The organism is Burkholderia sp. Bp8963 (assembly GCF_003854275.1).
In the GTDB taxonomy this organism is placed as follows: domain Bacteria; phylum Pseudomonadota; class Gammaproteobacteria; order Burkholderiales; family Burkholderiaceae; genus Burkholderia.
In genome coordinates this window covers 59706-81198 of record NZ_QTQP01000036.1, presented here as the reverse complement: position 1 = coordinate 81198, position 21493 = coordinate 59706, and the positions used below count along the sequence as shown (strand labels likewise).

Below are 21493 nucleotides of genomic sequence, written 5' to 3'. Positions count from 1 at the left end.
ACCAGGCTGGCGAAGAGCGTCTACGACGCAGCCTGGTCGTCCTTCCGGGACAAGCTCCGTTACAAGGCGATGGCGCACGGAGCCACGTTCGTGGAAGTGGACGAAAGCGGTTCGACCCAGTCCTGTTCGTCGTGTGGATCGAAAGACAGCACGACGCGGCCGAAAGGTATCGCGGGACTGCGAGTAAGAGAGTGGACCTGCAGTAACTGTGGTGTCGAACATGATCGTGATACCAACGCTGCGTTGAACATTCTCCGATGCGGACGTGCATCGCCAGTCGTGGGAATCCGCTCCCTTTAGGCAGCGGAGGACGTCAATTACCTGGAGCGCGGCCCGAATCGCCCCTCGCAGGGCGGTGTCGCCGATGCGCTTACGATAGTGCATCGCGACCCGCCGCACTATTGGGCGCTCGGATCGCCAGCACGTGAATGGGTAGAAGAGAAGCCATACGAAAGTATGTAGGCGCGCTCAGGGTGCCGGCACGTTGAACCGGAACGTCGTGCCAAAGGGCGTGCGGGGCGACGCAGTCAGGGTCCCGCCGTGAGCCTCGACAATCGAACGGCAGATCGACAGCCCCAACCCCATTCCACTCGGCTTGGTCGTCACGAACGACTCGAAGACCCGGTCCGCGATGGCCGGATCCAGCCCGGGGCCCGTGTCCTCGACGGCAACGTCCACCCGGCCGGCCGTACGTGCGTCCACCGTGACGAACAGCCGCCTCTCGCGCACGGTGATTTCCGCCATTGCATCGACCGCGTTGATCACCAGATTCAGCACGACCTGCTGCAACTGGACGCGATCGCCTCTGACGAGAACGCGTCTGTCGAGTGCGTCTGCGGCGAGTGCGATCTGTCTGTCCTCGAGCCGATCCCTGGTCAGCAGGAGCACTTCCCGAATTGCTTCATTGATATCGAACGTCGCAATTTCAGGCTCGGCCTTCTTCGCGAGTGTATGAATGCCGCGGATCACCTCCCCTGCCCTCACGCTCTCGGACACGACCAATTCCAGCATTTCACGTGCTTGGCCGACTGCCGGCCGCTCCCGGTCCAGCCAGCGCAGCGCGGCCGCGCCGGATGCATTGATCGCAGCGAGCGGTTGCTTGACTTCATGCATGATCGACGCGACGAGTTCGCCCATCGTCGTCAGCCGCGTCACGCGTGCCAGATCCGCTTCCCTATGTCGCAGCGAATTTTCAGCGCGTTCGCGTTGACGGCTCTCCTCGACGAGCTGCGCATAGAGCCGCGCATTCTCGATCGAAATCGCCGCCTGTGCAGCAAGGACTTCGGTCACCGTCTCCCGTTCGGATGTGAAGAACCCGGTCGCCAGATTGTTTTCCATATAGAGAAGCCCGACGATTTCGGCCTGCTTCACGAGCGGCATGCACAGCACGGAGCGCGGCCGGTTCTCCTGAACATATGGGTCGCGGGAAAACGTGTCGTCTTGAATGGCATCGTCCAGCGCAATGCGACTGCGCGTTCGCAACACGGTCTGCAGCAGTTGAATCGGTACCTGTGCGTCCGCAAGCGGCGTCCTGCCAAGCGCGACGCTGACAGTCGCGCCTTCGACACTCGCTTGCGCTTCGATGTGCAACGCCTCGTGGCTGCAGAGTGCAAGCACACATCGCTGCGCGCCCGCGTACTCGAGGACGGTACGGAGCAGAACTTCGATCAGTCGCTCCAGGACGATCTCGCTCGACAGCGCGCGAGCGGCGCCGACCACCGCCCCGACGTCGATTTGATGCGCCAGCGTTCCGGCTGCCGTACCCGTCGCACCGGTTTCTCTGACCGGCGGCTCGGACGTATGGAGCGCTTCCGCCTTGACGTTGGCGCCCCAGCGTAGATAGGCCTGATGTGCGTTGCGCATGTAGCTCTCCGCAATCGTTTCGAGCCCGCGCTCACCATGGAACCGCGCGGCGAGTTCATTTGCGATGGCCTCGATCTGGGGGAATCCTTGCACACGTGCGTCGCGAATCGCAGCGTCGTAGGATCGCTCCGCTTCGATCTCGTTACCGGAGACCCTGGCCATCTCGGCACGAATCAGCGCGCAACGCCCCGCAAAATTTTCGCAACAGGCCTGCGCCCAGCCTTCCACTTTCGCATGGTGCGCACGCAATGCCGCCATGTGACCGTCAAGCTCACTGCCCGCGGCGTGTCGACAAGCCGCCGCGCGCGCCAGCGCCCCATAAAAATGATATTCGGCCGACTCGACAAAACTGCGGGACGACCACAACATCGGTGCCGCAAATTGTTCGGCTTCGAGGGCAGCCGCCCAATCGCCCGCGAGAAAACCGATCTGGATCCTGTGTGTCCAGTAGGCAAAATCTGCAATCGGCCGCGCCGGCGGGCCGCCCCAATGCCTTTCGTTGATCGGGTCCTCTTCGCACGTGCTCGCGCTCGGGTGACCATGCGCCGGCCGATGTAACGCGTCGACCAACATGAGCTGAGCCCGCACCGCATCGATCACAATGCCGAAATTTGCCGCACGCGCGAATGCGAGCGCATCTTCCGCGATCTTTTTGACCTCGCCCAGCGGTTCGCCGGAAAAGAGCAGGGTCGAGACAAGGTTTCTTCGCGAGTAGACGGCAAACGTGATGTCGCCGCTATCGAGCGCCGCTTGAGATGTATGCCTGAGGATTGCCTGCGCGGCAGCAATACGCCGGGTCCACGGCAGCACCAGCAGGCCAAAGCACATGTGCACGCGCGCCTTCAGGCGGGTGAGCCCTTTTTCGTCGATGAGGCGCATCGCGAGTTCGCCAAACTCGAGCCCTGTCTGGTAGTCCCCGAAACGCGGCCCATAAATGATCATCATGCAGACATAGGCGTAGCAAGACGCGTCGGCATGGCCATGCTCGATGCTCAGATTGGCCATCTTGAGCAGAATCAGATCGAGCAGGTTCGCATCCGTGAAGAGCGCGGGCGGAACCAGATCCGCGAGTACATCGAGCGCCCCCCGCCACACGGGATCGTCCAGGAGGGGACCCTCCACGAGGTCGGCGATGGCGCGTCCGTCGAGCAGCTCCGTCAGCCGCCGGCATTCGAGCCCGATCTCCGCATTCGTGGGACGCAGGGGAACATCGATACCACACCGCCGCAGGAAGTCGGTTGCGACGGACACGGCAACGTCGACCTGATCCAGCGTCGTATACAGCGCGGCGCTCAGCCGGGCGACCTCCGCTCTGCTCGCCAGATCGATATCGCGTGTCGCCAGGGCGGAAAGGCGCGCTTGAGCCTCGGCGATCGCGCCTGTCACGAATTCGCACTCCGCGCGATGCAGCTCGATCTCGTGAGCAAGGGCACTCTGCGTTTCGACACCCAGCAGCCTGGAGGCGGCAGCAAGGTACCCGAGCGCAAGCGCATATGCCGCGGAAGATTGGGCCTTTTTGCCCGCCGCGAGATTGAGCGCCGCAAACTGTTCGCGCTCGGCGCGGCTCGTAACCAGTGACGCGCCCCGTTCGATCTGGCTCGCGATTTCGAAGACGGAATCGCTGTCCCCCCATGCGACCGGATCCGCCGCAAGACGTCTGCCGATATCGAGGTGCATCGCGCAACGTTCCGCGCTCGGGATCGCCGCGTAAGCGGCCTCCTGAACGCGGTCATGGCCAAACGAGTAGGTGTCGCCAACCTGGTGAACGAGACCGGTTGCAAGCGTTTCCGCCATCACGTCGTGGACGATGTCTTCCGGCATTCCAGCGGCGACAGCGAGCTTTCGACGCGTTGCGCCATTGCCCACGCACGCAAGTTTCTTCACCATCGAAAGTGCCGGAGCCGAAAGCGTGCGCAACTTCTGAAGCAGCAGATCGACAACGTTATCGGTGTAAGCCTTTGCCTGAATTCGCGAGGTATCCCAGATCCATTCGGACCGGTCGTGATTGAACGAAACCAGGTCTTCGTCGACCAGTGCGATGACGAACTGGGTCGCGAAGAACGGGTTCCCGCACGTTCTTTCGTGAACGAGGCCGGCCAACGGTGCGACATGATCTCGAGAACTGCACAGGGCGTCGGACAGCAGTTCTCCAACGTATTCCTCCGCCAACGGCTGAAGCGCAATGACTTCAGGGTGGACGGCCTGTGGGCTCAGCACACGTTGAAGGGCATGCGACGCCGACACCTCGCCGCTCCTGAACGCGCCGATCACGAGCAACCCCTGCAAGGCCGGCAGGGTCATCAAATGCCCGAGCAGGTCGAGCGTTCCGCTGTCTACCCATTGAAGGTCGTCCAGGAAAAGAACGAGCGGGTTTTCCGTCGTCGCGAACGCGTTGACGAGATTGCCTGCGACCTGCAGAAAGCGCGTTCTCTCGGCATACCCATCGACGCGCACAATGGGCGGCTGCACGCCGACAATCCACTCCAGCTCGGGAAGCACGGCAGTGAGAAGCCCCCCGTTCGCACCCAGCGCGGCTTGCAGCCGTGCGCGCCATCCCGCGAATTCGGCTTCGTCCAGGCCGAGGATCGATTTGATCAGGCCGCGCAACGCTTGCAGAAAGCTCGCGTAAGGCATCGCGTCTTTCGACGGCTCGCATTTTCCTGACGAGTAGAGATGGGGGTGGCCGGTGAGTCGATTGCGGAACGCGCGCACCAGCGACGACTTGCCGACTCCCGCGTGCCCTGAAACGAACAGGAACTTCGCAGGCCCGCAAGCCGCGACCGTTTCGAACGCGGCACGCAACTCGGCAATTTCCTTGTCCCTCCCGTACAACGCTTCGGATGATCTTATGCGGCCCGAGATGTCGAGCCTGTCCAGGACGAACCGCTGGATTCGACTGTCGCAACGGAACATCGTCAGACACTGCCCGACATCTGCCAGCAGGCCTGCCGCCGTCTTGTAGCGCGACTCGGGCGCCTTGGCGAGCAGCTTCATCACGATCGCGGAGATCTGATCGGGGATTCCGGCAACCCGCTCCCCCGGCGGCTGGGGCAAGCGGGCCGCGTGCGCATGTACCCACCCCATCGGATCGGCAGCCGTCAACGGCGGCACGCCGGTCAACATTTCGTAGAACGTGCACCCGAGCGAATACAGATCCGATCGCGCATCCACCGGCCGCTTGCCGCTGCCTGCCTGCTCGGGCGCCATGTACGGAAAACGTTCGGGCTCGACATCCGTCACGCGCATCCCGGGCGCGTTGCCGTCCAGGCGCACGGCGCCGCCAAATCCCGTCAGTCTCGCCTCGCCGCTTTCCGGGTTCACCAGCACGTTGTCGGGGCTGATGCCGGCGTGAATCAGTCCTCTCGCGTGCGCGTCCTTGACGGCTTGCGTGAGCGCGGCGGCCAGCACCAGGAATTTTCCGGTGTCCATTGGCGTGCCGCAAAGATCGCGCAGCAGCGCCCCGCCCGTATCGCGCAGCAGCAGCGCACGCTTGCCGTTTTGATAAGTCAACTCGAACGGCACGACTGCCCATCGCGCGTCGAGCTCATCCCTCAGCGCATATTCGTGCTGGAGCCGTGACTCGACGTCCGCGGAGAGCTCGTCGGATGACGGCACCGCCATCAGCAGGGTTCCGTCGGCGTCGTCCGTCCCGCGGTAAAGCTCGATGGCGCCTGTGCGCATCCGCGAAAATCGGTATGTCGATAGTGTCGTCATTGCTTTTGCAACGGCTGACTGACGGCCTGCGGCAACGCGATGTCGATGGTCTCGCCGAGGCGTGCGCGGCCCGTACCTGCCGGTATCTCGAACACTGGCCCATCTCCGTTCGCTACGGCTCGCCCAGAATCTGATCGATGCAATGCGCCAGCTCGTTTGCGTCGACCGGTTTTTCAAAGATCGCGACGACGCCGTCCTGGTTCAGTTTCGCGCTGAGATCGGGCGTCGGGAATGCGGTGATGAAGATAGTGGGCACGGCGTAACCCTGCTTGACGATTCGGTCGTGCAACTCCGTGCCGGTTACATTCGGCATCCTGACATCGGTAATCAGGCACGCCACGTCGCCGATCATGTTCGACCGCAAGAAGTCGAAGCCGGAGGCGAACAGACGCACATCCCAGCCCATCGAATTCAGCAGACCCGCGATCGCTACCCTGACCGCTGAGTCATCGTCCACGACGGCGATAATCTTGTTTGGTTCGATGTGCACGCGAATCTCGGACAATTTGGATCGTTGATCTTGCCCTGAATCGGCAAAACGCCACGATCCTGGTGATAGCCTAGCCCTCGGAAACCCGTTCAGGAAGAATACGAAGGTATGGGGTGGGCCAGCCTTTAGTCAGTCCATTGTCAGTCCATTTCCGGCGCGGCTTGGGCACGGCATCACGCGCTTTTGCGGGTCACATGAGGCAGATTCGACTCAGATCGACGGTCCGCCGATACACGTTCTTTCCGAGCCACGGTACGAACGTGTATTCGTCATAGGCATTGCTGCCGATGTAAATCCAGTGGTGCAACGCGTCGAACATCGTCGTCTCCGTGAACCGCCTTGTCGCAACGTGACCGGACTGGCCCTGAATCACGAACGACTGCGCCCGGCCTTCGCCATGCAATCAATTTACGTGCGCTGGAGACGTAAAACCATTCTACGAACGAGTGGGAACGCTCGTGCATTCGCGTGGGCGACCCATACGCAGGTATGGGCGTGAATCGCGACCCGGGCTGGATGCAAGCGTTGCGACGCTTCCGCCTGGATTACGAGCCGTTTTTTGTATGCGGCGCAATGCCCAGCGACCGCAGCTTGCCGACCAGCTCGGCAACCGAACGCACAGACAATTTTTTCATGGCCTGTCCGCGATGCATTTTTACGGTGACTTCGCTCACGCTCATTTCCGCAGCAATCTGCTTGTTCAGGAGACCTGCGAGCACGAAGCCGACCACTTCCCGCTCGCGTGGCGTCAGGCTTTCGTACGCTGCACGCAGCGAGCAGACGGCCCGCTCGGCGTGCAGCCGTTCCCGATCCTTCTCCAGCGCGTGCGATACCGCGTCGAGCACGTCCTGCTCGCGGAACGGCTTGGTCAGGAAGTCCATGGCGCCCGCCTTCATTGCCTTCACGGACATTTCGATATCACCGTGGCCGGTGACGAACACAACGGGCATTTGCAAGCCGCTGCGGGCCATCGCGGCCTGAAACTCCAGACCATTTTCGCCGCGCAATCTGACATCGAGGATCAGGCAGCTCGGCGCATTCCGCTTCGGGGACGCCATGAATTCCCGCGACGAAGCGAATGCTTCCACGGACAGGCCGACAGATTGAAGCAGCCCGCTCAGTCCCCTGCGCACCGCGTCTTCGTCGTCGACGATGTACACGATCGATTCCGGAGGGTTCGCACCGGATTCGCGCGAATCAATGGCTGGTTTGACGACATCCATACGACCCCCTGGGACAATCGCGCTGGGTGATCAAGTCTAACGCCTGGCTCTCGAGCATGCACTACGCCGAATCCGCTGGATGAACCGGGTCAGGGCATCTCCTTTCGCTTCTCGTGGCCAGAACCGATCCGGCGTGACATAGCGATTAATACCTGGCTGCGGTGTTCTTCCTATTGCCGTCCGGGTAGTCTGAGCGCTAATCATCGTCGTGTTCACTCCAACGAGACCTGCTGCAAGCAACCGGGAGAGAGGACCGCCATGCGTTTCCCTGATCGTCATTCCCCTGCAACAATTCTGGGTGCGGCCATCGTTGTCATGATGTCGGGCCTGGCCGTGTCGCCCGCGTCGACTGCGGCACCGCAGACCGCGAGCACCGACGAGACGCCCTTTCTACAGGAAAACGACGTCGCGATGACGAAGATGATGGATGACATGTCCATCAAGCCGACCGGCGACGTCGATCGTGATTTCGTCGCGATGATGGTGCCGCACCATCAGGGCGCCATCGACATGGCACGGGCCGAACTGCGTTACGGACACAACGAGCAATTGCGCCGTATCGCACAGGAAATCGTCGTCGAACAGCAGCAGGAAATCACCGCGATGCACGTTGCGCTCGGCCAGCCCCTGCCGCCGTCGGCGCCCGCTCCCGACCAGCAAACACCGGCGTCGCCGCCTGCCGACCCCGCACGCCCGATGTCCCACCACGGCATGCAGATGATCGCGCCGCGCCAAACGCAACAGGAGCCTTGATGAAACCCACGTCCATCTTCGCCACGGCGCTCGCTGCTGCCGCTTTGGCCGCATTGGCCGCCGTGCCGTTCGCATGGGCAGGCCAGGCGCCCGGTTCGATTTCCGATCCCGACACGCCGGTCAGCCATCACGACCGTGTCTATGCCGCCGAGCAATTCTCGAACACGGTCTCCGTGATCGATCCGGCCGACAACAAACTGGTGGGTCTGATTCGCCTCGGAGATCCAACGCCTGGCAACTTCAGCCCGCTGTACAAAGGCCAGTTGCTCGTGCACGGCATGGGCTATTCGCCTGACCATCGCACGATAGCCGTGGTGTCCATCGGCTCGAACTCGGTTGCGTTCATCGATACGCAGACCAACGCCGTCAAGCACATCACCTACGTGGGCCGCTCGCCTCACGAGGCGTTCTTTACCCCCGACGGCAAGGAAGTCTGGGTGACCGTGCGCGGCGAGAACTACATCGCCGTGCTCGATGGAACCACGTATGAAGAGAAAACGCGCATCACCGTGCCGGCTGGCCCGGGCATGCAGATCTTCTCGCCGGACGGCAAGTACGGCTACGTCTGTTCGTCGTTCAACCCCGAGACGGAGGTGATCTCGGTGGCCGACCACACGATCGTCGGCGCGGTCAAGCAGGCCAGCCCCTTCTGCCCTGACCTGGCCGCCACCCCGGACGGCAAGCAGGTCTGGTTCACGCTCAAGGACGTGGGCAAGGTCCAGGTGTTCGACGCGCGGCCGCCGTTCGCGCTCGTCACGACGCTCGACACCGGACCGATCACGAACCACGTGAACATCGTGCACAACGCCAAAGGGATGTTCGCTTATGTGACGGTCGGCGGCCTGAACCAGGTCAAGGTGTTCCGTACCGACGACTTCTCGCAGGTCGCGACGATTCCTGTCGGCAACCTGCCGCATGGGCTGTGGCCGTCGGGCGATGGCAGTCGCATCTACGTGGGTCTCGAAAACGCCGATGCGATGACCGCCATCGACACGATGAGCAACAAGGTGATCGCGACGGTTCCGATCGGCCAGGCACCGCAAGCCGTCACGTATGTGCCGAATGCGGTGCCGCAAGGCGACGGCAAAGAGAACACGCAACCGCTCGGCCTGGCCGGGCAGAGCGTTCACCTGGCACTGGTGGCCGTCGGATCCGGCAAGCCGGCCGATGGCGCGAGCGCGCCCACCACCGTCGCATTGTTCGAGCAGGGGCTCGTGCAGGTGCTGCAGGCGTCGGTCACGGGCCTGCAGCCGAAGCAGCCTTACGTGCTGGGCCTCGCCGAGAACCCCGACGGCAGCGGCAAGGTGGAAGCGCTGGCGAATTTCATGACCAATCCCGCCGGCTCCGCCATCGTCAATGCGCTGGGTCAGATTCGCCAGGTGGTCTCCCCGGGCGCGGGCGCAGCGGGAGACAAGCGCCGTTATCTCGTGATTGCTCCGCAAGTGTCGGGAAAACCGGGGCCGGCGGTGCAGGTGCAGTCGAGATAAGCAGTCGGCCGCGGCCGCTCGGTCTTCCCGGCGGCTGCCGGCCGTTCATTGCGAAATCAATACGAAATGCTCTCGAGCGACCGACCGAGCGTTCGCGGCCCCATCAGGCCGATTGCGACGATGACGAGCGTCATCGCGCCCGCGATGAAAACGAATACGCCGGTCACGCCGAACGCCTTGAGTGTGAACGCGATCATGAACGAACTGAATACCGCGGAGAGTCGGCTCCACGAATAGACGAAGCCCACGGCACGCGCGCGAATCGCGGTCGGATACAGTTCCTGCTGATACGCGTGATACGTAAACGAGATGATGTTGCCGGCCAGCGTCAACAGCACGCCGAGCGTCACGATCGTCACCGCCGACGCCGCGTGGCTGAAGAGCAGACCGGCGACGATATTCAGCGCCGCCATGCAGACGATCACGTGCTTGCGCTCGAAGCGATCCGCAATCCAGTAGCCCAGTAACGGTCCGAGCGGAGCGGCCAGCCCAATCACGGTCGTATACAGCAGACTGTGCGTGACCGTAATGCCTTGCTTGACCAGCAGCGTCGGCACCCAGTTCGCGAAACCGTAAAATCCGACCGTCTGGAAAATGTGGAAGATGACAAGCATGATCGTGCGCTTGCGATAGCGCGATTTCCACATATCGGCAAATCCCGCGTCCTGCGGTACGGGGTCGGACGGTCCTGGCCGCGGCAGCGGCTTTCCGTGCTGATGCGCGACCTTTTCCTCGAGGCGGGAAAGAATCCTGTCGGCCTCGTCGATTCGGCCTTTGCTCGCGAGCCAGCGCGGACTTTCCGGCAAATTGCGCCGGAAGTACCAGACGAAGAGCGCGCTGATGCCGCCCAGCAGGACGACCCATCGCCATCCGTCGAGCCCGAACGGTGCGTTGGGCACCAGCAGATAAGACAGGAACGCAACGACGGGCACGGCCGAGAAGCCGATCGTCTGGCATATTGCGAAGGCCCGGCCGCGCAGATGCTTCGGCGCGAGTTCGGACATGTAGGTGCCGATGGTGACCAGTTCGACGCCAATGCCCATGCCGGACACGAAGCGCCAGAGATTCAGGCCGCTCGCCGTGTCCTGGAACGCCATCACGGTGTTTGCGGCGACGTACCACAGCAATGACCACGTGAAAATGGCCCTTCGGCCGAAGCGATCGGCCAGAAAGCCGCAGGCAATGGTGCCGAGAAACAGTCCGCAGAAGAGCGCGGCGATGAAGCTCGCGACACCCGACGTGCCGAAGAGGCCGGGCGTCGTCGGCGTGAGAATCCCGCTCTTGACGAGGCCGGGCGCAACGTAGCCCGTCAAGAGAAGATCGTACAGCTCGAAGAAGAATCCGAGACTCAACAGCAGGATCAGCTTCCAGATTGCGCGCGTCGCCGGTAGCCTGTCGAGACGCGCCGATATCTGCCGAGTGTCGGCTTGCGTCGCGCTGTCGAACGGCGTCGCGTGATCGGCGGCGCGTAGCTGCGACGTACCCTCCAGAGTGGTCATGGTTGTCTCCTGTATCGTAGTTTGAATCGGTTGCAACTCGTCGGCCCGTCACGCTCACGCAGGTTCGATCGCGCGGACTATCGCGTTGCCAGATATGACCGCGATCGTCATCGGCGCTGCTCCTTCAGTTCGGCGAACGAAGCGATCCTGCCGGCGAGCGCGCTGGCCACGACGGTCGGCGGGCTCGCGAGCCATACCTGGCCCGGGCCCGAGCGGCCCGGGAAATTGCGGTTGATCGCGCTGATGGTGACCTGGCCGGCATCCACCGACGCGCCCGGCCCGCAATTCGCGCATGCGCCGCACGACGGCTGCAGCAGGATCGCGCCGGCCTGCTCGAATGCGACGAGATATCCGCGTCGCATGCAGTAGTCCCTGACGTCGGATGTACCGAACTGAAGGTAGAGTTTCACGTCGGTTGGGACACGCATGCCGCGTGCCGCCGCCCACGCGAGCACTTCATGATAGTGGTCGAAATCCTCGCGCTTGCCGGCGGTGCATGAGCCGCCATAGGCGATGTCGATGCGCGGACGCTCGACCAGGTCGCGCAGAGAAATGCCGTTCCCCGGATCGCCGGGGGCGGCGAGCATTGGCGAGATGTCCGTGCAGTCGATGTCGATGATCCCGGCGTACGCCGCGCCTTCATCGCTGCGCATCCATGGCTCGATCACGAAGTCGACTCCTCGCCGTTCCTTGAGAAATCGGACGGTTTCGTCGTCGGGCGTGACGATGCCGGCAAAGCCGCCGAGTTCCGCCGTCATGTTCGTCAGCGTCGTCCGCTCGTCGGTTGTCAGCGACGCGATCGCCGAACCTGCAAACTCGAAGATCTTGCCCACCCCCGCGCCGGCACGGATTCTCGGGTCCGCGAGAAGGTGGAGGACCAGGTCCTTGGCGGTGACGCCGGTTGAAACGGCACCGTTGAAATCGATGCGCAGCGATTGCGGCACGGTCATCCGCACGGCGCCGGTGACGAAAGCGTTGGCCATGTCGGTCGTGCCGACGCCGAACGCCAAGCATCCGAGCGCGCCGCTATGCGGCGTATGCGAATCCGTTCCGACGATGAGCTGCCCCGGCAACGCGTACCGCTCGGCCATCATCGCATGTGAAATCCCTTCAGAACCCTCGCCGGACCCGTTGCCGGCCTCGTCCAGATACCCGTGACGCTTCAGCCCGTAATCACGCGCGAACTGCCGATGAGCGGCCGACAGTTCCCGGACGTCGGGAAGCAGACCGTTTTCGACATGCAGCGCGCTCTTGTGCGAGTAGGAGAGGTGATCCTCGAACGCGACAATGGTCTCGGGCCGATGCAACGACAACGGCTTGCCGAACGCCGTATGCAGCATGTGTGTCGCCATGCCCGTGTAGTACTCGTGGATAAAGCGCCAGTCCGCGCGAACGAACGCACCAGAGCCGGGCGCAAGCGATTCGCCGGTTTCATCCGAGCGCAACGCGTGGCGTTCCAGGATTTTTTGTGCGAGCGTGCGGGGGGTATCGTCGACAGGTCGCGCGTTGGGCCGCACCTGCGTCATATGTCGCGCGCCGTAGCGCAGCAAGCCGCCGCTGCGCAGGATCGAAGCGGACAAGCTGTCGCGCGACGCGACGAGCTCGTCGATCCCGATCGGCTCGCCGCGCCGGATTCGCTCGATGAGCCCGAAGTCCGTCGACGTGAACAGGCCGACGCTATCCGCGTTCTGACGATAGATGCGCTCAAAGCTTTTCGCGATCACCAGCCGGATGCCGGCGTGATATTCGGCGAGCGGACTGTGCTCCCGCGACGATCCCTTTCCGTATCGGTTCCCCGCGACCGTGACGCAAAAACCGCCGGCGCGAACCGCATCGGGGCCGATCGGGTTGCGCCCGCCCGTTCTGAAGCCGAGATAAGGGAAGCGGCCCAGGCGACCGTCGAAGCGGGTCAGCACCCGCATCGGCGTGATCTCGTCCGTCGACACGTCGTCTCTCAGCATGTCGACGGCCGTGTCCGCCAGATCGATTCCGTCGAGTTGCCGCGTGACCAGGTCGGGATCCTGACATAAAAACAGGATCCGGCCGTTCAATTTCAATTGCGCCATCCGATCTCTCCTTGAACGGAAATCTAGACGGCGACGGCATCGACAACGAAGTGCTGGATCGGCAAATGGGGCGTCGCGAATCGCGATGTCCTCGTTAACCCCCGGTCTGCTTCAACGCATCGATCAAGGCCTGCACGGCCTTGAGACGCGTGGACTTCCTGAGCGCATGCACCCGCAGGCTGCGGTCGGTCGCCCACGTCTCGTCGAGCGGCCGGCGCACGAATGCGTGCGACCCGGCAAAGGCCGACGCCGCGCTGGTGGGGACAATGCCGATACCGAGCCCGGCTTCGACCATCCGGCATTGCGCATCGAAACTGTTGACGGTGACGGACAGATTGAGCGGCGTTCGAGCCGCATCGGCATGCTCGTTGAGGAGCCGGTCCAACGAACCGCCCGCCTGAAGTGCGACGAGCGGAAACCGGATGACGTCGCTGAACGTCACGGCCTCCAGTGCGGCAAGTTCGTGATCGAGGGGCAGCACGACCATCAGCGGATCATCGGCGAAGTGCCACGATTCGAGGCCGCCGGGCATCTTGCCGCTCGCCGATATGCCCACGTCCGCCCGCTCATCCATGCACGCCCGGATAACCTCGTCGCTGATCTGCTCGGTCAACGCGATCCGAACGAGCGGGTATCGCGCCTGAAAGGCTTTCAGCCGCTCGGGCAAAAAACCGACGATCGCGGACGCATTCGCAAAGAGACGCACGACGCCGGCGACTTGACCGCTGAGCGACTGGACTTCTCGCGCCAGCGATTGCAGCTGGTCATGTACCGATACCGCGCGCGCGAATGCGTGGCGGCCCGCTTCCGTCAGCTCGACACCCGATGGCGACCGTATGAGCAACGCAACGCCCATCGCGGCTTCGAGATCCGCAATACGTCTGCTCAGTGCGGAAGGGGCAATGTGATTGCTGCTGGCTGCCCGAGCAATCGAGCCTTCATGCACGACAGAAATGAACAACTCCAGGCTATATGGATCGATTCGCATCCGTCAGAATCCTTGTCGACTTTCATCGCTTGTCGTGCGGCCCCGTCGAAGCAGCCAGTCGCCGTTCCGCGCGTGGCGGAGAGTACTGTCAACTTCGAATGCAAGCTCAGCGACGTGATCCAGCTTCGCAATCACAAAGGCACGCCTATTACCACCTGGCTCGTGCTGGGCGAACTCGTCGCTGTTCACATTCGTCGGGACCTGCTCACCAGCCCGGCATCGATTACGCGATCGCCACCTCGCGATGTGCGCGCAGCGCCAACCAGCAGATGCCTGCCCCGAGCCCTCCGACGACGCCGCCGAACGTGCCGACCCAGGGCAATCCGAAGTCGCCCGCGATGTGATTCCCGAGCAGGGCTCCGGCACCAATGCCGACGTTATACAGGCCCGAGAAAATCGATACCGCGAGATCCGTCGCGTCCGGCGCCAATCGCAGCACCCACGCCTGCATCGCGAGACCGAAGCAGACGATCGCGCCGCCCCAGATCGCGGTGTGGACGGACAGCGTGACGATGCTCAGCGCGGAAGGGAAGAGAACCAGCAGGCAAGCGGCAATCGCAATGACCGACGCAAGCAGGAACTGCTCGGGGCGATGCGGGTAGATGCGGTTGAAGCAGAATGCGGCAGGGATGCCTGCGCTGCCGAACAGGATCAGGATGAATGTGATCCGGCTCCCGCTTGCGTGACTGACGCTTTGGACGAACGGCTCGATGTAGGTATACGACGTGAAGTGCGCGGATACGACGAGGATCGTGATCAGGTACAGCGATACCAGCATCGGCTTCCTGAGCAGGATGGGCAAGCTCCGCAGTGAACCCGTTTGGTGGCTCGGCAGCGCGGGCAACGTCGCGCGCAGGATCAGCAGCGCGATCGCCGCAACCAGTGCGATCGTCAGGAATGCCGCCCGCCAGCCGACTGCCTCGCCGATCACGCGTCCGAGCGGAATACCCGCCACCATCGCAATCGACGTGCCCATTGCAAGCAGACTGAGCGCCCGGCTCTTCCTTTCCGGTGGAGCCAGCCTCACCGCCAACGAGATCGAAATCGACCAGAAGATTGCATGCGCGCATGCAATGCCCGCTCGGCCGAACATCAGCACGGGAAAATTCCACGCGACGCCGGTGACGACATGGCTCGCGATGAACAGCAGAAACACCCACGTCAACAGCTTGCGACGATCGACATGACGGGTGAGCACCGTCAACGGAAGCGACACGACGGCCACGGTCCACGCATAGATCGTCAGCATGAGGCCGACATCGGTCGGCTGCATGTGAAGGCTGTCGCCGATGGCGCTCAGCAGCGCAACGGGCACGAATTCCGTGGTGTTGAAAATGAAGGCGGAAAGGGCCAATGCCAGCACGCCCCACCACGAGTGTTCGGAAGAGACCAATTCAGGTGTTGACATACCTGGTTCAGGCAAGAATCGATAAGGGTTGTGATCGCGTGTCGCTTCTGCTTCGAGCGCGTCATCGCCCGGAACGTCGGACGATGGAAGAACCGTGACCGGGGCCGCGTTGCGAAGCGGCCAATCAGTTTAACAAGCGCGTTTACCAGACGTATGACGATTCGAATACGTCCACGTGTTCGCCCATCGCACGCCGATCTTCGCGTGCGGCGCCGAAAGCCTCGCCCCACACGCTCCCCTTCAGGTTACATCAGATGAATACGCAGCAGCGAGCGCCCTCGCCGTCTGCATCACAGGCACGGCGCCTGACGAGCATGCCGGCGCCGGTCTCCCCGCCTCCGCGCCGCCCCGCGCCGTATCCCGTCTTGACCAACGCCGGATTCACCCCCTAAATTGCCTGCATCCCGGCCTGCGCCTGCGCGCCGATATGACGTGTAAGTGACAAAAACCGATAGTTTGCTATCGAATTGTTTTGCCCTATCATCTCGGCCATGACAAACCTGCACGACCTCCGCCTCGCCGTCAGCAGCCTGCTCGTGCTGTCCGCCCGCAAGTGGCGGCGCACGAGTGACGCCGTGCTGACCGCGTACGGCGTCTCCGAGGCCTGCGCGGCGCCGCTGCTGTTGGTCGGGCGCCTTGGCGAAGGCTTGCGGCAAGGCACGCTGGCAGACCATGTCGGCATCGAAGGGCCGTCGCTCGTGCGGCTGCTCGACCAGCTCTGCGCGGCCGGCCTCGTGCGTCGCGACGAAGATCCGAGCGACCGCCGCGCGAAAACGATCTCGCTGACCGATGCGGGCCGATCGGTCACCGCGATGATGGAGGACGATCTGCGGACCCTGCGCGCCCACGTGCTGAAGGGCGTGACGCGTGCCGACCTCGAAGCCGCGCTGCGCGTGCTGAACGCGTTCAACGAAACCCGCGCGGACGATGCCGCAGCGCGCCATCCCGACCCGCTCCGGCGCCCGTCATGAGCTACCCGAGCATTCGCGACTGGCTGTTTTCGGTCAAGACGTTCGCGGCGTCGATGCTGGCGCTGTACCTCGCGCTGTATTTCCAGCTGCCGCGCCCGTACTGGGCGATGGCGAGCGTCTACATCGTGTCGAACCCGTTCGTCGGCGCGACGCGCTCGAAGGCGCTGTACCGCGCACTCGGCACCGCGCTCGGCGCCGCCGCCGCGATCCTGTTCGTGCCGCCGTTCGTCGAGACGCCGTTCCTGTTCAGCGTCATCGTCGCCGCGTGGTGCGGGACGCTGCTCTACCTCGCGATCTCCGACCGCACCGCGCGCAGCTACGTGTTCATGCTCGCCGGCTACACGATGCCGCTGATCGCGCTGCCGACCGTCACCGATCCGACCACGATCTTCGACGTCGCGATCGCGCGTACCGAGGAGATCGTGCTCGGCATCGTCTGCGCGAGCGTGGTCGGCAGCACGATCTTCCCGAGCCGGCTCGCGCCAACATTAATCGAGCGCACGGACGGGTGGTTCAAGGATGCCGCGTTCTACGGCCGCGAAACGCTGTCCGGCCACATCGCCGGCAAGGCGCTGTCCGCGTGCCGCCAGCGTCTCGCGTCGACGATCACGGGCCTGGAGTTTCTCATCAGCCAGCTCGGCTACGACCACGCGCATCCGCGCATCCTCGCTCGCGCGCAGGCACTCGCCGGCCGGATGCAGCTGTTCCTGCCGCTGATGTCGTCGCTCGCGGATCCGCTGCTCGCGCTGATGCGCGACCTGCATCTGCGCCCCGCCGGGCTCGACGAGCTGCTGGCCGACGCGGCGAAGTGGTTCGACGCGCCGTTGCCGACGGTGAAGGCCGCGAGCACCGGCGACGTGCCCCATGATCCGGTCGCGGACCGGCTGCGCGCACGCATCGCCGCCCTGCAGCCGCCGGACAGCGCGCTGGCGAGCTGGGACGGCGCGCTGCTGTCGAACGCACTGTGGCGGCTGCACCAGGTGATCGACATCTGGCAGGACTGCCGTTCGCTGCGCGCGCTGATCGTGAACGAGTCGGGCGTGTGGCAGCCGCGCTACCGGCACTGGCGGCTCGGCGGCACCGAGCGGTTCTTCGATCGCGGGATGATGCTGTTCTCGACGCTGTCGGTGGTCTGCGCGATCCTGGCCGGCTGCTGGCTGTGGGTGAGCTCCGGCTGGCACGACGGCGCGGGCGCCGTCACGCTCCTCGCCGTCGCGTGCAGCTTCTTCGCGGCGCTCGACGAGCCGGCGCCGATGGTGTTCCGGTTCTTCCTATCGACCTGCGCGAGCGTCGTGTTCGCAGGGCTGTACCTGTTCGTCGTGCTGCCGCATGTGCATGACTTCGAGATGCTCGTGCTGATATTCGCCGGGCCGTTCATCCTCGTCGGCACGCTGCTGCCGCGCCCGCAGTTCAACATGGTGACCATGCTCGTCGCGGTCAACACGGCCACGTTCATCAGCATCCAGAGTGCATACGAAGCGGATTTCCTCGTGTTCCTGAACAGCAACCTCGCGGGCGTCGCCGGGCTGCTGTTCGCGTTCGTGTGGACCCGCGCAACCCGCCCGTTCGGCGCGGAGCTGGCCGTGCGGCGCCTGTTGCGCTCGGGCTGGGAAGACGTCGCGCGGTCCGCGTCGACGCAGCCGCTCGACGACCAGCGCAACCACGCATCGCGGATGCTCGATCGCGTGACGCATCTGCTGCCGCGCCTCGGCGCGTCCGACGATCACCGCCATCCGTCGATCGAGAGCTTTCGCGACCTGCGCATCGCGCTGAACGCGCTCGACCTGCGCCGCACGCGCCGCAAGCTCGGCGGCGACGTGCCGGACGCGATCGACCGCGTGCTGGCCGGCGTGACCGAGCACTTCACGCGCTGCGCGGCCGCGAACGAGCGCCAGCCCGCGCCGCCCGCGCTGCGCGAGACGATCGACGATGCGCTGCGCCGGGTCGCCGACCTCAACCTGCCGGTCGCGCAAGGGGCCGACACTCCGGCAGACAGCGCGGCAGACACCACGGCAAACGCCCAGCCGGTCGCGCCCGCGACGCGCCGCTGGCTGCGCGACACGCTGCATGCGCTCGTCGGCCTGCGGCTGTCGCTGTATCCTGCGTCGGCCGGCCAGGCGCCGCAGACCTCGCGAGGCACGCACGCATGAACCCGCTTTCCACCTCCACGCTCCTGCAACCGCGACCATGATCGGCGAAATCGACATCTTCGGCGTGTTCGTGCCGGCCCCGCTCGTGCTGATGCTGATCGCGTACCTGATCAACGTCGTGATCCGCGCCGGCCTCACGCACATCGGTTTCTATCGCCTCGTCTGGCACCGTTCGATCTTCGACCTCGGCATCTACGTGTTCGTGCTGGCCGCCGTCGTGATCGTGTCCCGCCATCTCGTGGCTACCTAACGTGAAAAGAACGTGAAAAAATCCTGGCTCTCCGCAGGACAGATCCTGCTCACCCTGATCGTCGTCGTCGTAGCCGGCCTCGTGCTGTGGCGGATCATCAACTACTACATGTTCTCGCCGTGGACGCGCGACGGGCACGTGCGCGCCGACGTGATCCAGGTCGCGCCGGACGTGTCGGGCCTGATCACGTCGGTGGACGTCGTCGACAACCAGCCGGTGAAGCGCGGCCAGATGCTGTTCGTGATCGACCAGGCGCGCTACACGCTAGCCGAGCGCCTCGCCGAAGCGACGCTCGACCAGCGCCGCGCGACGCTTGCGCAGGCGAAGCGCGAGTACGCGCGCAACCTGCAGCTCGGCAACCTCGTCGCGAGCGAGCAGGTCGAGGAAAGCCGCACGCGCGTCGAACAGGGCGAGGCCGCGGTCGCGGATGCGCAGGTGTCGCTCGACACCGCGAAGCTGAACCTGCAGCGCACGACGATCGTCAGCCCGGTCGACGGCTACCTGAACGATCGCGCGCCGCGCGTCGGCGAATACGTGCCGGCCGGGCGCGCGGTGCTGTCGGTCGTCGACCAGCATTCGTTCCGCGTCGACGGCTATTTCGAGGAAACCAAGCTGCGCGGCATCCATATCGGCCAGCCCGTCGACATCACGGTGATGGGCGAACCGCATGTGCTGCGCGGACACGTGCAGAGCATCGTCGCCGCGATCGAGGACCGCGACCGCACGCAGGGCGCGAACCTGCTGCCGAACGTGAACCCGGCGTTCAGCTGGGTGCGGCTCGCGCAGCGCGTGCCCGTGCGCGTCGCGCTCGACGACGTGCCGGACGACTTCCGGATGATCGCGGGCCGCACCGCGACCGTCGCGATGCGCTCGGCGGATTCGCCGCATTCATCGGATGCGCGCCGCGACAACACGACGAAACCGAATGCCGCGAGCGGCGCGGCCGCTACGCAGCCGGCGTCGGCATTGGCCGCGAGCGCGGCGGGAGCGTCGCAATGACGCGGCACGGCATCCGGCTCGCGGCGGCGCTCGCGCCGCTTGCCCTCGCGCTCGGCGCCTGCAAGTCGGTCGGCCCCGACTACCATCTGCCGCAGCAGGCGTACGTGAACGCGCCGCTTGCGAACGGCGCGCTCGACGGTGCGAACGGCACGCTCGTTTCGCACGACGCCGTGCCCGGCAACTGGTGGCAGCTGTACGACGACCCGGTCCTCAGCGAACTGGTGCAGAGCGCGCTGAAATCGAACACCGACCTGCGCGTCGCGGCCGCGAACCTCGCACGCTCGCGTGCGGCGATCGACGTCGCGAATGCACAGGGCGGGTTCTCCGGCCGTGCGGAAGGCGCGGTGCAGCGCGCACAGGAATCGGCCGAGCAATTTCTGCTCGAGAACAAGCTGCCGGTCGTGAACGAAGGCACGCTCGGCATCAACGTCTCGTATGAATTCGACCTGTTCGGCAAGCTGCGGCGTGGCGTCGAAGCCGCGCGCGCGGACAGCGACGCCGCCAGGGCCGCCGGTGACCTCGCCCGCATCACGGTTGTCGCGGACGTCGTGCGCGCGTATGTCGAAGCGTGCTCGGCCGGCGACGAGCTGGCGATCGCGAAGGAGTCGCTTGCACTGCAGAAGCAGCGCGTCGCGATGTCCCAGCGGTTGCGCGACGCGGGGCGCGGCAACCAGAGCGACGTGACGCGCGGCGTCACGCAGGTACGCACGCTCGCCGCCGACATCCCGCGTTTCGAAGGCCGCCGCAAGGTCGCGCAATACCAGCTCGCCGCCCTGCTCGCGCGCGCGCCCGCCGACCTGCCGAAAGCGGTCGCCACGTGCGAGCGCCTGCCGCAGTTGCGCCAGCCGATTCCGATCGGCGACGGCGCCGCGCTGCTGCGCCGCCGCCCCGACGTGCGCGAAGCGGAGCGGCAGCTGGCCGCGTCCACCGCGCGGATCGGCGTCGCAACAGGTGCGCTGTACCCGTCGATCAGCATCGGCGCATCGGCCGGCACGACCGGCCTCGCCGGCGACCTGTTCTCGCCGACCACCAACCGCTGGTCGTTCGGACCACTGATCAGCTGGACGTTCCCGGTCAACGGCCAGCGCGCGCGCGTGCGCGAGGCCGAGGCCGCGACGGGCGGCGCGCTCGCGCATTTCGATGGGGTCGTGCTGAGCGCGCTGCGCGAAACGCAGTCGGCCCTCGCCACCTACGCGGCCGACACGCAGCGCACGGACGCGCTGCGCACGGCCTACGAATCGGCGCGGAATTCGGCTGACGAAACGCACCGGCTTTACCTGGCCGGCCGCGAATCGTTCATCTCCGATCTCGATGCGACCCGCACGCTGACGAGCGTGCACGCGCAGGTCGCGGCGGCCGAGGGGCAGGTCGCGGCCGACCAGGTGCGGCTGTTTCTCGCACTCGGCGGCGGGTGGGACACGGATGCGGCGCCGGCCGCGCAGAACGCGCCGCCGCAGGCGGCGAATGCTGCGACGAATCCCGCTGCACACGAGTGAGCGACACTGCGTCATAGCGATCGATACACGACGGTCGCTTTGCTCCGACCCGCGCATTTCGTTGGATATTTCCTGATTCGCGGCATAGCATTCGCATGCGGCCGGCCGCATTCAATGGCGATAAACTGGCCCACGC

General features: G+C 64.6%; 16 protein-coding genes and 1 pseudogene. 9 read left to right on the top strand and 8 right to left on the bottom strand.

Annotated features, from left to right (window positions below; translation table 11 throughout):
* Positions 1–300: zinc ribbon domain-containing protein (locus tag DID96_RS26220; RefSeq protein ID WP_148094515.1), on the top strand; the 300-nt coding region annotated here is incomplete at its 5' end.
* Between the two features lie 168 nt (positions 301–468).
* On the opposite strand, the gene DID96_RS26215 is transcribed toward DID96_RS26220, so the two are convergent.
* From DID96_RS26215 to DID96_RS26205, 4 genes are all read right to left on the bottom strand, one after another.
* Positions 469–5577 carry an AAA family ATPase gene (locus DID96_RS26215; protein WP_124602149.1) on the bottom strand — a complete coding sequence of 1703 codons (5109 nt, stop codon included), beginning with the start codon at positions 5575–5577 and terminating at the stop codon, positions 469–471.
* A gap of 112 nt (positions 5578–5689) precedes the next feature.
* Complete coding sequence (locus tag DID96_RS26210; RefSeq protein ID WP_185732361.1) at positions 5690–6067, bottom strand: response regulator transcription factor; 378 nt, start codon at positions 6065–6067, stop codon at positions 5690–5692.
* 190 nt (positions 6068–6257) lie between these two features.
* Positions 6258–6386, bottom strand: a complete 129-nt coding sequence (locus tag DID96_RS39075; RefSeq protein WP_260464013.1) for a hypothetical protein — start codon at positions 6384–6386, stop codon at positions 6258–6260.
* Positions 6387–6612: 226 nt separating this feature from the next.
* Positions 6613–7290 (bottom strand): response regulator transcription factor, encoded by a 678-nt coding sequence (locus DID96_RS26205; RefSeq protein ID WP_124602147.1) that lies wholly within the window; start codon positions 7288–7290, stop codon positions 6613–6615.
* Positions 7291–7548: 258 nt separating this feature from the next.
* Here DID96_RS26205 and DID96_RS26200 point away from each other — a divergent pair, with 258 nt between their 5' ends.
* The gene (locus DID96_RS26200) at positions 7549–8043 is read left to right on the top strand and encodes a DUF305 domain-containing protein (protein ID WP_124602146.1); all 495 of its coding nucleotides are present in this window, start codon (positions 7549–7551) and stop codon (positions 8041–8043) included.
* Positions 8043–9530, top strand: coding sequence for a YncE family protein (locus DID96_RS26195; RefSeq protein ID WP_124602145.1), 1488 nt, complete (start codon positions 8043–8045; stop codon positions 9528–9530). The genes DID96_RS26200 and DID96_RS26195 overlap by 1 nt, the downstream gene beginning before the upstream one ends.
* Positions 9531–9586: 56 nt before the next feature.
* On the opposite strand, the gene DID96_RS26190 is transcribed toward DID96_RS26195, so the two are convergent.
* The 3 genes from DID96_RS26190 to DID96_RS26180 all read right to left on the bottom strand — a co-directional run bounded on the left by DID96_RS26190 (position 9587) and on the right by DID96_RS26180 (position 14083).
* Complete coding sequence (locus DID96_RS26190) at positions 9587–11029, bottom strand: MFS transporter (protein ID WP_124602144.1); 1443 nt, start codon at positions 11027–11029, stop codon at positions 9587–9589.
* A 107-nt stretch (positions 11030–11136) separates the two neighbouring features.
* Positions 11137–13095: an aconitase family protein gene (locus DID96_RS26185; protein ID WP_124602143.1), complete on the bottom strand. Its 1959-nt coding sequence runs from the start codon at positions 13093–13095 to the stop codon at positions 11137–11139.
* 94 nt (positions 13096–13189) lie between these two features.
* Positions 13190–14083, bottom strand: coding sequence for a LysR family transcriptional regulator (locus tag DID96_RS26180; protein WP_124602142.1), 894 nt, complete (start codon positions 14081–14083; stop codon positions 13190–13192).
* 36 nt (positions 14084–14119) lie between these two features.
* Between DID96_RS26180 and DID96_RS39435 the strand changes: the two are divergent.
* A pseudogene (locus tag DID96_RS39435) lies at positions 14120–14290 on the top strand (flavin reductase family protein); the annotation flags it as partial.
* 16 nt (positions 14291–14306) lie between these two features.
* Here the strand turns inward: DID96_RS39435 and DID96_RS26170 are convergent.
* Positions 14307–15491 carry a sugar transporter gene (locus DID96_RS26170; protein WP_124602141.1) on the bottom strand — a complete coding sequence of 395 codons (1185 nt, stop codon included), beginning with the start codon at positions 15489–15491 and terminating at the stop codon, positions 14307–14309.
* A 491-nt stretch (positions 15492–15982) separates the two neighbouring features.
* Here DID96_RS26170 and DID96_RS26165 point away from each other — a divergent pair, with 491 nt between their 5' ends.
* Genes DID96_RS26165 through DID96_RS26145 form a run of 5 tightly spaced genes read left to right on the top strand, consistent with a single transcriptional unit; the run spans position 15983 to position 21357 of the window.
* Positions 15983–16462, top strand: coding sequence for a MarR family winged helix-turn-helix transcriptional regulator (locus DID96_RS26165; protein WP_124602140.1), 480 nt, complete (start codon positions 15983–15985; stop codon positions 16460–16462).
* Positions 16459–18612, top strand: a complete 2154-nt coding sequence (locus DID96_RS26160; RefSeq protein WP_124602139.1) for an FUSC family protein — start codon at positions 16459–16461, stop codon at positions 18610–18612. Before DID96_RS26165 ends, DID96_RS26160 begins: the two co-directional genes overlap by 4 nt.
* A gap of 37 nt (positions 18613–18649) precedes the next feature.
* Complete coding sequence (locus DID96_RS26155) at positions 18650–18862, top strand: DUF1656 domain-containing protein (protein WP_124602138.1); 213 nt, start codon at positions 18650–18652, stop codon at positions 18860–18862.
* 12 nt (positions 18863–18874) lie between these two features.
* Positions 18875–19861 (top strand): HlyD family secretion protein, encoded by a 987-nt coding sequence (locus DID96_RS26150; protein ID WP_124602137.1) that lies wholly within the window; start codon positions 18875–18877, stop codon positions 19859–19861.
* Complete coding sequence (locus DID96_RS26145) at positions 19858–21357, top strand: efflux transporter outer membrane subunit (RefSeq protein ID WP_124602136.1); 1500 nt, start codon at positions 19858–19860, stop codon at positions 21355–21357. The genes DID96_RS26150 and DID96_RS26145 overlap by 4 nt, the downstream gene beginning before the upstream one ends.
* Positions 21358–21493 lie beyond the last annotated feature (136 nt).